The sequence below is a fragment of the Nocardioides sp. GCM10023255 genome (assembly GCF_042653125.1).
In the GTDB taxonomy this organism is placed as follows: domain Bacteria; phylum Actinomycetota; class Actinomycetes; order Propionibacteriales; family Nocardioidaceae; genus Nocardioides.
Genome location: NZ_JBHSHU010000004.1, coordinates 286,720 through 299,363, shown reverse-complemented (window position 1 = coordinate 299,363; position 12,644 = coordinate 286,720). Strand labels below are relative to the sequence as shown.

General features: G+C 73.8%; 11 protein-coding genes. 4 read left to right on the top strand and 7 right to left on the bottom strand.

The features are described from left to right. Both ACFO9I_RS08945 and ACFO9I_RS08940 read left to right on the top strand, forming a co-directional pair. Complete coding sequence (locus ACFO9I_RS08945; protein WP_379179927.1) at window positions 1–1,488, top strand: dihydrolipoamide acetyltransferase family protein; 1,488 nt, start codon at window positions 1–3, stop codon at window positions 1,486–1,488. Window positions 1,489–1,624: 136 nt separating this feature from the next. Next, window positions 1,625–2,995, top strand: coding sequence for a serine/threonine-protein kinase (locus tag ACFO9I_RS08940; protein WP_379179925.1), 1,371 nt, complete (start codon window positions 1,625–1,627; stop codon window positions 2,993–2,995). On the opposite strand, the gene ACFO9I_RS08935 is transcribed toward ACFO9I_RS08940, so the two are convergent. After that, a complete protein-coding gene (locus ACFO9I_RS08935) occupies window positions 2,986–4,479 on the bottom strand; it encodes a carboxyl transferase domain-containing protein (RefSeq protein WP_379179923.1) in 1,494 nt (497 codons plus the stop codon). The genes ACFO9I_RS08940 and ACFO9I_RS08935 overlap by 10 nt on opposite strands. 136 nt (window positions 4,480–4,615) lie before the next feature. On the opposite strand from ACFO9I_RS08935, the gene ACFO9I_RS08930 reads away from it, so the two are divergent. Next, a complete protein-coding gene (locus ACFO9I_RS08930) occupies window positions 4,616–5,221 on the top strand; it encodes a nitroreductase family protein (protein WP_379179921.1) in 606 nt (201 codons plus the stop codon). 6 nt (window positions 5,222–5,227) lie between these two features. Here the strand turns inward: ACFO9I_RS08930 and ACFO9I_RS08925 are convergent, their stop codons facing one another. The 5 genes from ACFO9I_RS08925 to ACFO9I_RS08905 all read right to left on the bottom strand — a co-directional run bounded on the left by ACFO9I_RS08925 (window position 5,228) and on the right by ACFO9I_RS08905 (window position 10,126). Then, complete coding sequence (locus ACFO9I_RS08925; protein ID WP_379179919.1) at window positions 5,228–6,235, bottom strand: NAD-dependent epimerase/dehydratase family protein; 1,008 nt, start codon at window positions 6,233–6,235, stop codon at window positions 5,228–5,230. A 70-nt stretch (window positions 6,236–6,305) separates the two neighbouring features. Continuing rightward, complete coding sequence (locus ACFO9I_RS08920) at window positions 6,306–7,787, bottom strand: M1 family metallopeptidase (protein ID WP_379179917.1); 1,482 nt, start codon at window positions 7,785–7,787, stop codon at window positions 6,306–6,308. Next, window positions 7,787–8,356: an RNA polymerase sigma factor gene (locus ACFO9I_RS08915; protein WP_379179915.1), complete on the bottom strand. Its 570-nt coding sequence runs from the start codon at window positions 8,354–8,356 to the stop codon at window positions 7,787–7,789. Before ACFO9I_RS08915 ends, ACFO9I_RS08920 begins: the two co-directional genes overlap by 1 nt. Window positions 8,357–8,429: 73 nt before the next feature. Beyond that, window positions 8,430–9,230, bottom strand: a complete 801-nt coding sequence (locus tag ACFO9I_RS08910) for an ABC transporter permease (RefSeq protein WP_379179913.1) — start codon at window positions 9,228–9,230, stop codon at window positions 8,430–8,432. Beyond that, entirely contained in the window at window positions 9,227–10,126 is a 900-nt protein-coding gene (locus ACFO9I_RS08905) for an ABC transporter ATP-binding protein (RefSeq protein ID WP_379179911.1), read from the bottom strand. The genes ACFO9I_RS08910 and ACFO9I_RS08905 overlap by 4 nt, the downstream gene beginning before the upstream one ends. Before the next feature lie 124 nt (window positions 10,127–10,250). On the opposite strand from ACFO9I_RS08905, the gene ACFO9I_RS08900 reads away from it, so the two are divergent. Beyond that, on the top strand, window positions 10,251–11,735 hold the full coding sequence (locus ACFO9I_RS08900) for a serine/threonine-protein kinase (protein ID WP_379179989.1): 1,485 nt from the start codon (window positions 10,251–10,253) through the stop codon (window positions 11,733–11,735). A gap of 167 nt (window positions 11,736–11,902) precedes the next feature. Here the strand turns inward: ACFO9I_RS08900 and ACFO9I_RS08895 are convergent, their stop codons facing one another. Further along, entirely contained in the window at window positions 11,903–12,544 is a 642-nt protein-coding gene (locus tag ACFO9I_RS08895) for a hypothetical protein (RefSeq protein WP_379179910.1), read from the bottom strand. Between the last annotated feature and the right edge of the window lie 100 nt (window positions 12,545–12,644).

Below are 12,644 nucleotides of genomic sequence, written 5' to 3'. Positions count from 1 at the left end.
ATGTCTGAGTTCAAGCTTCCCGACGTCGGCGAGGGCCTGACCGAGGCCGAGATCGTGGCCTGGAAGGTCAAGGTCGGCGACGTCGTCGCGATCAACGACATCATCGTCGAGATCGAGACCGCCAAGTCCCTGGTCGAGCTGCCGTCGCCGTTCGCCGGCACCGTGCTCGACCTGATGGTGCCCGAGGGCGAGACCGTCCCCGTCGGCACGCCGATCATCTCGATCGGCGACGCCAGCGCGGCGCCGGCCCAGCCCGCCCCGGCCGCTCCGGCCCAGCCGGAGATGGAGATCGACCTGTCCAACCCGCGCGCCTCCGGCGGCGGCGAGGGCGAGAGCCTGGTCGGTCGCAACAAGGTCGAGCGCGGCGCCGTACGCCGGGCCCGCAAGGGCGCGCCGACCGCCGGGGTGGCCGCCGGGGCCGCGGCCGCGCACCAGCAGACCCAGGGCGCGTTCGAGCCCGGTCCTGCACCCCAGGTCGAGGCCGCCGACGAGCCCGCCGTGCCCGCAACCTCGGCCATCCCGGTCGGTGGACGCCAGCAGGCGACCGCGCTGGTGCCCGAGTCGGTGACCTCGCCGACCGCCGCCCGCGCGCTGGCCAAGCCGCCGGTGCGCAAGCTGGCCAAGGACCTCGGCATCGACATCACCCGGGTCACCCCGACCGGCCCGAACGGCACCGTCACCCGCACGGACGTCGAGTCCGCGGCCTCGGGCTCGGGCGCCACGTCCTACGCCCCGGCTGCTCCTGCGACCACCTCGTACGACGTCCCGGCCGGTCAGCGCGAGACCCGCGAGCCGATCAAGGGCGTGCGCAAGATGATGGCGCAGGCGATGAGCCAGTCCGCCTTCACCGCCCCGCACGTCACCGAGTGGATCACCGTCGACGTGACCCGCACGATGGAGCTCGTCGAGCGGCTCAAGGCGCGTCGCGAGTTCCGCGACGTGAAGGTCTCGCCGCTGCTGGTGCTGTCCCGCGCAGTGATGCTGGCGATGAAGCGGACCCCGGAGATCAACTCGTTCTGGGACGAGGCCGCGCAGGAGGTCGTGCTCAAGGGCTACGTGAACCTCGGCATCGCGGCCGCGACCCCGCGCGGGCTGGTCGTGCCGAACGTCAAGGACGCCGACTCGCTGTCCCTGCTCGAGCTCGCGGGTGCGCTCAACCAGCTCACCGCGACCGCGCGTGAGGGCAGGACCCAGCCGGCCGAGATGAGCGGCGGGACGTTCACGATCACCAACGTCGGCGTCTTCGGCGTCGACGCCGGCACGCCCATCATCAACCCCGGCGAGTCGGCGATCCTCTGCTTCGGCGCGGTCCGCAAGCAGCCCTGGGTGGTCACCGGGGCCGACGGCGAGGACGAGCTGGCGATCCGCCAGATCACCACGCTGGCGCTCTCCTTCGACCACCGGCACATCGACGGCGAGAAGGGCTCGCGCTTCCTCGCCGACGTCGCCGGCATCCTCGAGGACCCGGCCACGGCCCTGCTCTTCTGACTCGCCGCACGTGCTCTGATCCCGCCCACGTGTTCTGATCCTGCCCACGCCGAGTCGGCGCTGGTTGACGCCTGATGTGGTCGACCAACGCCGACTCGACGTGCTTGAACGGGTCGGCCGGGGGTAGGACTGGGGCGTGACGAGTCTCGGTGGCTACCCCGCGCCCGGGGAGATGATGGGCTCCTACCGGATCGGCCGGCGGCTCGGGGGCGGCGGGATGGGCGTGGTGTTCGAGGCGCTCGACACCGTGCTCGACCGGCAGGTGGCGTTGAAGGTGATCTCCCCGCACCTCGCCGACGACCCGGGCTTCCGGGCCCGCTTCACCCGCGAGGCGCAGGCACAGGCCTCGCTGGACTCCCCGCACGTCGTGCACGTCTACGCCCACGGCGAGGCCGACGGCCGGCTCTACATCGCGACCCAGCTGGTGCCCGACGGCGACCTCGGCCTGATGATCCAGGCGCACGGCGCACCCCCGCTGCGCACGGCCGTGGACCTGATCGGGCAGGTCGCCGCCGGGCTGGCCGACGCGCACGCCGCCGGGCTGGTCCACCGCGACATCAAGCCCGCGAACGTGCTGGTCCGGCGCCGGGAGGCCGGGGTGGCGGCGTACCTCGGCGACTTCGGCATCGCCCGCCAGGTCGACGGTGAGCAGACCCTCCACACGACCGGGACGATCGGGACGCCGACGTACATGGCACCCGAGCTGCACACCGGAGGCACGGCCGGGGTGGCCAGCGACGTCTACTCCCTGGGGTGCCTGCTGTGGGCGACGGTCAGCGGCACCGCGCCGTACTCCGGCACCTCGGACTTCCAGGTCGTGACCGCCCACCTCGAGCAGCCGGTCCCACAGCTGGAGGGAACCAGCGCGCTGGTCGCCGAGGTCAACCGGATCCTGCGCACCGCGATGGCCAAGCGGCCCGAGGAGCGCTACGCATCGGCCGGGGCGATGCGCAACGACCTGCGCCGCGCGATCGCGCTGAGCGACCAACCGGGGACCTCCCCGCTGTCGGCCGCACCCCCCGGCCGGGACCCCGGCGCCCGCGGGCCGCCGTCGGGTCGGTCTCGTGGTCGTCCTCGTGGCGCTGCTGGTCGCGCTCGGCGTCGTGACGGCGTACGCCGTCACCTCCGGCGGCGACGACCCCGCCTCGGTCGCGGGGGACACGCCGACGACGTCCGCCCCGGCCACCGACGAGCCGAGCTCCGCGACCCCGACCCCGGACGCCCCGGCCTCGACCGCCTCCGGCTCGTCACCGGACGAGCAGCAGGCGATCGACAGCTTCGCCTCGGCGCTGGAGGAGCAGGGCCTGATGGACGCCACCCAGTCCGAGTGCGTGGCCCGCACCGTCGTCGACGACGTGGGGCTCGACGCCCTGGTGCAGCAGGGTTTCTTCGACGAGGACCAGACCTTCCTCGACCCCGATCTCGGGGACGAGCCGGCGCTCAAGGAGGCCCTCACCAGTGCGACGTTCAGCTGCCTGACCTGAGGTCGCGCCGGCTTCACACGTAGCGGCGCGCACGCTCCGCGGGGGAGCCCGGGCCCGCGTCGAGGAGCGCGGCCAGCTCGTGCTCGAGCACCGCGCCGACCCGCTGGCAGAACGCCTCGGGCTCGTCGGCGGCGTCGGGCATCTCGGCCACGATCCGGTCCACGATGCCCAGGTCGCGCAGGTCGAGGGCGCGAACCCGCTGCGCCCGGGCCATCTCCGGGGCGTGGTCGAGGTCGCGGTGCACGATCGCGCTGGCCCCCTCGGGCGGCAGCGGGGAGAGCCACGCGTGCTGGGCGGCCACCACCCGGTCCGCGGGCAGGAAGGCCAGGGCGCCGCCGCCGTTGCCCTCGCCGAGCATCAGGCACAGGGTCGGTGCGTCGAGCGTGACCAGGTCGGCCAGGCAGCGCGCGATCTCGCCGGCCAGCCCGCCGTTCTCGGCGTCCGCGGAGAGCGCGGCCCCCTGCGTGTCGATCACCGTGACCAGCGGCAGCCCGAGCTCCGAGGCAAGCCGCATGCCGCGCCGGGCCTCACGCAACGCCTCGGGACCCATCGGGTGGTCGGCGGTCTGGCCCCGCCGGTCCTGGCCGAGGAAGACGCAGGGGGCCTCGCCGAAGCGGACCAGCGCGAGCAGCAGGCCCGGGTCGTGCTCGCCCTGACCGGTGCCGTTGAGGGGGATGACGTCGCTGGCGGCGTACTTCAGCAGCCGGCGTACGCCGGGCCGGTCCGGCCGGCGCGACCGGGTGACGGCGTCCCAGGTCTCGACGTCCGGCAGCGGGGTGAGCGGGATCGGGGCCGGCACCGGCTGGATGCCGTGCCGCGGGGCGAGCAGGATGGTGAGCGCCCGGTCGAGGATCCCGGCGATCTCCTCGGGCGCGACGACCGCGTCGATGATGCCGTGGGCGTAGAGGTTCTCCGAGGTCTGCACGCCGTCCGGGAACGGCTTGCCGTAGAGCGCCTCGTAGACCCGCGGGCCGAGGAACCCGACCAGCGCGCCCGGCTCGGCGACGGTCACGTGGCCCAGCGACCCCCACGAGGCCATGACGCCGCCGGTGGTGGGGTGGCGCAGGTAGACGAGGTAGGGAAGGCCGGCCGCCTTGTGCGCGGCCACCGCCTCGGAGATCCGCACCATCTGCACGAACGCCGGCGTGCCCTCCTGCATCCGGGTCCCGCCGCTGACCGGCGCCGCGAGCAGCGGCAGGCCCTCGCGGGTGGACCGCTCGATCGCCGCCACCAGCCGGTCGGCGGACGCCCGGCCGATGGAGCCGGCGAGGAACGCGAACTCGCCCATCACCACCGCGACCCGACGGCCGTGCATCAGTCCCTCGCCGCTGAGCACGGACTCGTCGACGCCGCTCTTCTCGGCCGCGGCGGCGAGCTCGACGGCGTACTCCTCGGAGATGTCGCCGCGCACCGGCGGCTGGTCCCACGACGTCCACGACCCCTCGTCGAGGACCAGGTCGATGAGGTCGGCGGCGGAGAGGCGCGCGGGGCGCGGTGAGGTCGTCACCTCCGGAAGGCTAGCCCGGCCCGATGCCTCCTGCTGTTGTCAGAGATTGCCGTCGCTGGGGCCGGTGATTGGTAGGCGGTCGTCGGGTGGGCGGGCGGCTCGGGAACACCGGGCCGCGGCGACCTGTTCGCCCCTCGTGACCCTCGAGGCCTCGTCCGCCCTGCTCCCGCTGCTGCGCGACCGCCGCAGCGTCCGGTCGTACGACGACACCCACGAGCTGTCCGGCGACGACCTCCGGGCCCTCCTCGAGGCCGCGCGTTGGGCGCCCTCGGCCGGCAACTCCCAGCCGTGGGCCTTCCTGGTCGCCCGACGCGGGGACGCCGCCCACGAGGCGTTCGTGCCGCTGCTGTCGCGGGGCAACCTGTCGTGGGCGCCACGGGCCAGCGCCCTGCTCTTCACCCTCCACCAGGTGGCGACGGGGCCCGAGGACGACGCGTTCGTCTACTCCGACTACGCCGCCTACGACCTCGGCCAGGCGGTCGCCCAGCTCAGCGTCCAGGCGCTGGCCCTAGGCCTGGTGGTCCACCAGTTCGCCGGGTTCGACCACGAGCGGCTGGCCGAGGTGGCGCGGGTGCCGCGGCACTGGCGGGTCACCACGGGCGTCGCGCTGGGCCGGGCGCTGCCGGTGGACGAGCCGGGTGACCCGCTGGCCCGCGAGCGTGACGGGCGTCCGCGCACCCGCAAGCCCTTGGCCGAGGTGGCGTTCGGCGCGACGTTCGGCGCGGGGCTCGACCTGCGCTGACCCGGCTCAGCCGCGCTCGTGCCAGGCGCGCAGGACCTTCTCCTCCGCCTCGCGCGACCAGCCGGTGACCGCGGCGTCCGGCGTCTCGCGCAGCCAGAGCAGCGTGTCCCGCGCGGTCTCCGACAGCGGCCGGGTGGTCAGCCCGGCGTCGTACGACGCGGACACGTCGTGGGCCATCAGGCCGGCGTACTCCGGCATCGGCAGCCACACGGGCACCGAGGCCGGGCCCATCCACGGCGCCACCTCGTGCTCGACCAGGAAGTCCTGCTCGACGGCGGTGAACGTGGTCGAGGTCGGGTCGTGCAGCCCGAGCTCGCGAGCGGCCGCCGCGACCGCGTCGGTGAACGCCGCACGGGTCGTGGCCCGGCCGGTGCCGTCGAAGGTGCCCGCGCGGCGGTCCTCGGCGCAGGTCACGATCCAGGCGGCGAGGTCGCGCACGTCGATGACCTGCACCGGGTCGTCGGCCGAGCCGGGGACCAGCACCTCGGGGTGGTCGGCGGTGTCGGCCAGCCGCGCGGGCCAGTAGGAGAAGCGGCCCGAGGGGTCGCCGGGGCCGACGATGAGGCCGGGTCGGATGACGGTGGCCGACGCGGCGCCCTGCGTGACCGCCTGCTCGCAGGAGACCTTCATCGGCCCGTAGGCCCCGGGGTCCTCCTTCAGGTCCACGTCGTCGTGGACCGGGTCGCGCAGCGGGAGCGTGCCGGGTCCTCCGGGGACCGAGTCGTCGGCGTAGACGTTGATCGTGGAGACGAAGACCCAGTGGGCGCTGGGGGTCCGCGCGACCGCGGTGCGCACCCACGAGGGCAGCCGCGCGACGTCGACCACGGCGTCGTACTCGTCGGCGAGCTCGTCGGGCAGGCCCGCGGACCGGTCGGTCGCGACGTGCCGCACGCCCTCGGGCAGGGACCCGGAGGACCCTCGGCACGCGCAGGTCACGTCGTGACCGCGGAGCAGGGCCTCCTCGGCCACCGCGCGGGACAGGAACACCGAACCACCGAGCACCAGGAGTCGCATGCCCCCACCGAACCGTGTCGGCCGCCCTCGGGCAACGGTTTCCGCTCTCGGCAGAAGCGACGTGTCGGCGTCAGGAGCGCGGGGACGCCCGCCCGAGCAGCCAGGCGTCGAAGAGGGGCTCGAGGTCCTGCCCGGTGCGGTCGGACCAGAAGGACACGATGTCGTCGTAGGTGGCGTTGCCGTCCTCGTGGGCCTCCGGCCAGGCGCGCACGCCGGACCAGAACGCGTCGTCGCCGACCTTGCGCCGCAGTGCGTCCCACATCAGGGCAGGGCCGTAGTAGACGTTGCCCTCGCCGAAGGTGGCCGGGTCGAAGTCGGCCGGCGGGCCGGACTGGCGGCGCATCGCGGGCTCCTGCGCGGCCCAGCCCTGCAGCACCTGCTCGAAGGGGACGCCGGTGCTCTCGGCCTGCCACATGCCCTGGAGGTACATCGCCATGCCCTCGCTCATCCACACGCCGCTCCAGCTGGCGGGGGTGACCACGTCGCCGTACCACTGGTGCACCATCTCGTGCACGAGCACCTCGGGGGAGGTGGCGTAGTCGGTCTCGCCCAGCGTGAGCATGGTCTGGGTCTCCATGCCGCTGCGCGAGTCGACCAGGACGATCCCCAGCGAGGAGAAGGGGTAGGGCCCCAGCCTCGCCTCGATCCAGTCCAGCTCGTCGGCCGCGGACCGCAGCCCGGCCGTCAGGTCGGGCCGGTCGGTGGGCACCCAGTAGGTGACCGGCACACCGCTGTCGGAGCGGTCGCGCACGTCGAGGTAGTCGCCGATCGCGATCGTGGTCAGGTAGGAGGCCGCCGGCTCGTCGAGGCGCCAGTGGGTGACGGTGTCGCCGTCGACCTCGTCGCGAGACTCAAGGGTGCCGTTGGCGACACCGACCATCGGGGAGGGCACGGAGATCGTGAAGTCGTAGAGCGCCTTGTCCGAGGGCTGGTCGTTCACGGCGTACCACGAGTAGGCGCCGAAGGGCTCCTGCATGGTCCAGACGCCTCCGTCGGCGGTGGTGGTCCAGCCGACGGTGTCGAAGTCGGAGCGGGTGGTGGGTGCGTCCACCGGCTCGGGCCTGCCGGTGTACTCCACGACGAGCGTGTGCCGCGCGTCCCTGGTGACGGGCGCGTGCACGACCAGGTCCTTGCCCGGGTGGTCGAAGTCGGCGTCCTCGCCGTCCACGCGGACGGACGTGACCTCCAGGGCCTGCTCGAGGTCGAGCTGGAACCGCCGGGCGTCCCGGGTCGCGCGGAAGACCAGCGTCTCGACGCCGGTGAGCGTGGTGGCCTCGGGGGACCAGGTGAGGTCGAGCCCGTAGTGGAGCGCGTCCACGCCCGGGTCGCCGACGTCGGGGTAGACGTCGTCCTCCACCGGCGTGCTCAGCGCGACGTCCAGCGCGGGGTCGTCGGTGGCCGGTGTGCTGGCCGGGGCGGCCGGGCCGCCGCCGGAGCCCGTGGATCCCGTGGACGCCGGGGAGCCTTCAGGGTGGGGGTCGTCGGCCGAGCACCCGGCGGCCAGCCCGGCCGCGAGCAGGGCCGCCGCCAGGCCCAGGGGGATCCGGCGCATCAGTCGCCCGCCCGAAGCAGCGGCCGGGCCAGCTTGCGGCCGTGGTGGATCTGCGCCTTGACGGTGCCGAGGGGCGCGCCGACCTGCTCGGCGATCTCCTCGTAGGACAGGCCGTAGACGTCGCGCAGCAGCAGCGGCTCGACGAACTGGGGGTGGTCGCGCTCGATGCGCTCCATCGCCTCGAGCAGGTCCAGACGGGTGCCTGCGATGACGCTGGTGGTGCGCGGGTCGGGCTTCTCGAGCGGGAGCACGTCGCTGGCGACCGCCTGGTTCTTCATCCGGCGGTACGTCGTGCGCGCGGAGTTGACCGCCACCACGTGCATCCAGGTGGTGAAGCGGCCGCGGCCGCCCCAGCTGCCGATCTTGTTGGCGATGTTGATCAGCGCCTCCTGGCAGGCGTCCTCGGCGTCCGGCGTGTAGGGCAGCACCCCCCGGCACACGTTGAGCGCCCGCGGGCGGACGGCCGCGAGCAGCAGCTCGAGCGCGTCGCGGTCCCCGTCCCGGGCGCGGCGGGCCAGCTCGTCGATCTCGTCGGCGGTGGCGGCGTCGTGCGTCGTGTCCCCTGACATGCCGCACATCCTGCCCCGCTCACCCGAAATCATGTAGCCGCAGATCATGGAGGGAGCGGGGCAGGACGTGGGCTCACTTCACCTCGGACCGCAGCACCATCCGGACGCCGACGGCCAGCGGGATGACCAGCCAGGCCAGTCCGGTGATCCCCAGCTGCAGCCACTGCTCGCCGGTCAGCCCGCCGTCGAAGAGCGTGCTCTGGGTGTAGTTGAAGTCCACCCACGGCTGCAGGTCCTTGAACCACTGCTGGTTGGCCGCGAGCACCATCGAGAGCGTCGGCAGCACGAACGAGTAGACGAAGTAGGACACGATCGCACCGGGCGAGTTGCGGATGACCACACCGAGCATGAAGCCGATCAGCAGCCCCAGCACGTTGGCGAGCACGATGTAGAGCAGGCTGTCGAGCCCGAGGTCCCAGGTGGTGTCGACGCCGGCGATGGCGGCGCCGACGACGTTGCCGACCGCGCCGATCGCGAAGGCCACCAGGATCGACGCCACGCCGACCGCCACGGCGACGATGCCCTTGGCCAGGATGGTCCGCCCTCGGTGGGGCACCAGCGTGAACGTCGTCAGCCCGCTGCGCTGGCTCCACTCGCCGGTGACCGAGAGGATCGCGATCATCGGCAGGATGATGGTCATCGGCACGCCGATGGCGGCGGCGAACGAGTCGTAGGTCAGGCTGCTGTCCGGAGCCCAGAGGATCACGGCCGCGGTCGCGAGCAGGGCGGTGATGCCGATGCTCGCGAGCATCCAGAAGCCGGACCTCGTGTCGAAGCTCTTGCGTGCCTCGACCGCGACGATCCGGGACAGCGGGATCGGGCGCGGCGGCGTGCGCCGGGCCAGGTCGCGGGCGGGCAGGGTCGTGGTGGTCATGCGACCGCTCCTTCTCGTTGGGTGTCGGCGGTGAGCTCGAGGAACATCTCCTCGAGGCCGGCGCCGTCGGCCGGGCGCAGCTCGCGCAGGGCGATGCCGGCCTGGAGCGCGACCTTGCCGACCAGCTCGGGGTCGGCGTCGGTGCGCAGGGTGTCGTCGGCGGTGGTGGTGTGGGTGATGCCCGAGGCGGTGAGCGCCCGGGCCAGGTCGGCGGGGTCGGCGGTCCGGACCAGGGTGCCGGCCGCGGCCAGCAGCTCGGCCTTGGTGCCCTGCGCGACGATCCGGCCCTGGCCGATGACGACCAGGTCGTCGGCGACGACCTCGATCTCGTGCAGCAGGTGCGAGGAGAGCAGCACGGTGGCGCCGCGGTCGGCGTACCCCCGCAGCAGGTCGCGCATCCAGCGGATGCCCGCGGGGTCGAGGCCGTTGGCGGGCTCGTCGAGGATCAGCACCTCCGGCTCGCCGAGCAGCGCGGTGGCGATCCCGAGTCGCTGGCGCATGCCGAGGGAGTAGTGGCGCACCCGGCGCCCGGCCTCCTCCGGGGTCAGGCTGACCAGCTCGAGGATCTCGTCGACCCGCCGCGACGGCAGGCCCATCGTCCTGGCCGCGACCGTGAGGATCTCGCGGCCGGTGCGGCCGGCGTGCTGCGCCGACGCGTCGAGCAGGACGCCGACCTCGAGGCCCGGGTTGGGCAGGTCGGCGAACCGGTGTCCGCAGACCTCGGCGGTGCCGGACGTGGGGGGCGTGAGCCCGACCAGGACGCGCATCGTCGTGGACTTGCCGGCGCCGTTGGGGCCGAGGAACCCGGTCACGCGACCGGGCCGTGCGGTGAAGGTGACGTCGTCGACCGCGGTGAAGTCGCCGTACTTCCTGGTGAGGCTCTGGACAGTGATCATGCGGAAGAGACTCGCGCGCCGGGGCGGGTCCGCACATCGGGGAAGCCGCTGAACCCGACCCCGGGACCCACCCCTGACCCTTCTCGGGGTCGACCCCGAGAGCCCCCATAATGCTGGGGTGTCCATGCCCTCCCGACTCGGTCGCTACGCCGTGCGCCGGCGGATCGGCTCCGGGGGGTTCGCGACCGTCTGGCTGGCCTACGACGAGCAGCTCGACTCGCCGGTCGCGGTGAAGGTCCTCGCGGACAACTGGACCGAGGACCACCACGTCCGGCAGCGGTTCCTCGAGGAGGGCCGCTACCTGCGCAAGGTCGAGTCGCCGCACGTCGTGGCCGTCTACGACGCGGGCGAGCTCGACGACGGCCGTCCCTACCTGGTGATGTCGTACGCCGACCAGGGGACGCTCGCGGACCGGCTCGAGGTCGAGGGGCTCACCCCGGGGCAGGCGCTCGAGGTGGTCCGCCAGGTCGGGGCGGGGCTGCAGGCGCTGCACCAGCGCGGCATCCTGCACCGCGACGTGAAGCCCGCGAACGTGCTGTTCCGCACCGTCGAGGGCCCGCGACCCGGCGAGACCGAGGTGCGCGCGATGGTGGGCGACCTCGGCCTCGGCAAGGCGCTGGACATGTCCTCGCGGCTGACGATGATCGCCGGCACGCCCTCCTACGTCGCCCCCGAGCAGGCGCAGGGCGAGGGCCTCGACGCCCGGGCCGACCAGTACTCCCTGGCCTCCCTGACCCACCAGCTGCTCAGCGGGCGGGCACCGTACTCCCACGCCTCGCTGGCCGCGGCCGCCGACCCGGGGCCGCCGCCCCCGCTCTCGACGCCGGAGCGCTCGTTCCCGCCCGCGGTGGACGCGGTGGTCGCCCGCGGGCTGGCCCCGGACCGCGAGGACCGGTGGCCCGACGTGGCGTCCTTCGTCGCGGCACTCGCCGCGGCGCTCGGCCCGGTCGGCACCGGCCCGCAGGAGCCGGCGGCACCGCAGCCCTGGCTGCCGGTCGACCCGCAGCTGACCCAGCCGGGGGCGGCCCCGACGCCGCGACCGGCCTCCGACGACCTGGCACCGCCCTCGCCCCCGCGCCGCGGGCGGCGTCGGGCGGTCGCCGCGGGCGCGGGCGTCGTCGCGCTGGTCGTGGGCGGCGCGACCGGCTACCTGGCCGAGCAGCGGATGGGCCGCGAGGCGACGCTGAGCGACGCGCAGGGCTACCTGTCGGTGAGCGTGCCCGAGGGGTGGGACCGCGCGGTCGCCGAGGACGGCTGGACGCCGCCGGGCGACAAGGCGGTCTTCCCGGCGCTGTCGGTCGGCACCTCCGCGCACTGGACGGCGACGGACGGCGCCGGCCAGGGCGTGTTCGTCGGCATCCTCCCGGGCAGCGAGCTGCCCACGCAGGTGCCGCGGCACCCCGAGTGCGGTGACGCGCAGGACCCCGTGGACGACACCGTCGACGGCAACGACTCGGTCACCGTCGTCTACTCCGCGTGCCCGGGCGGTGTGACGGTCGAGCGGGTGGTGCAGGTGGCCGAGAACCGGCTGCTGTGGGTGCAGGTGCGCAGCGCCGACCGGGCGACGGCCAACCAGGTGCTCGACGCCGTGCAGACGCACGGCATCTAGGGCACGTCTCTCTGGTCGGGGCGCCTGCTGCGCGGGCTCTCGCATCCGATCTGGCGGCGTTGTCGGCGACTCGTCGGGACTCCGTCCCGCCTTCGCGCCTCCGCCTTGCCAGATACGGCGCGAAATCCCGCTCGCGACGGCGCCGACTTGAGAGACGCCCTGGTCGCCTACTGCACCTTGGCGATGCTCCGGGAGACCTCGGTCATCAGGTTGTCGAGCCCGGTCCGGTCGACCTCGCGGCCCACGACCGACATCTCGAACGTCGCCTCGTCCGAGCCGGGGACGCTGAACCACTGGAAGGTGTTGAAGCGCAGCCGGTCGGTGTCGGGGTCGCGGTAGCTGAACGACAGCAGGTCCTGGGTCTGGCCGAGGACCTCGACGTCCTCGTAGCCGGCCTGCATCGCGGAGAGCTTCTGCGCGACCATGGCGGCCTTGGTCTTGTGCTCGGTCGAGAGCTTCACGCGCAGGCTGAAACCGCCCACGGTCGGCTCGTCCGCGGGGCGCCAGCGCACCTCGTCGAGCGCCTCCGTCGTCGAAACCCAGCCCTTCGGGGCGGCGTAGACCCACTCGTACGGCGCGTCACCGAGCGTGTGCCGGCGGTAGTCCAGGCCGGCCTGGAGCGGCGGGTAGCCGATGTCGGGAGCGAAGTCGCGCACCGGGTCGACCGGGATCGAGGGATCCGACGCCGGGACCGGCGCGGCCTCGGCGGCCGCCACCGGGGCGTCCCGCAGCACGTGGCCGGTGGCGAACCCGCCCGCGGCGCCGAGCAGGGCGAGCGCCAGCACCGCCCCGAGTCCCCGCACGCCCATGGGCGACACCGTAGCCGTCGCGACGATGAGTTCCGCCGTTCGCCCGGGTCTGTCGTGTACGTCGCCCGCCGTTCGTGGTGGGGGTAGGAGCCCCGGGACC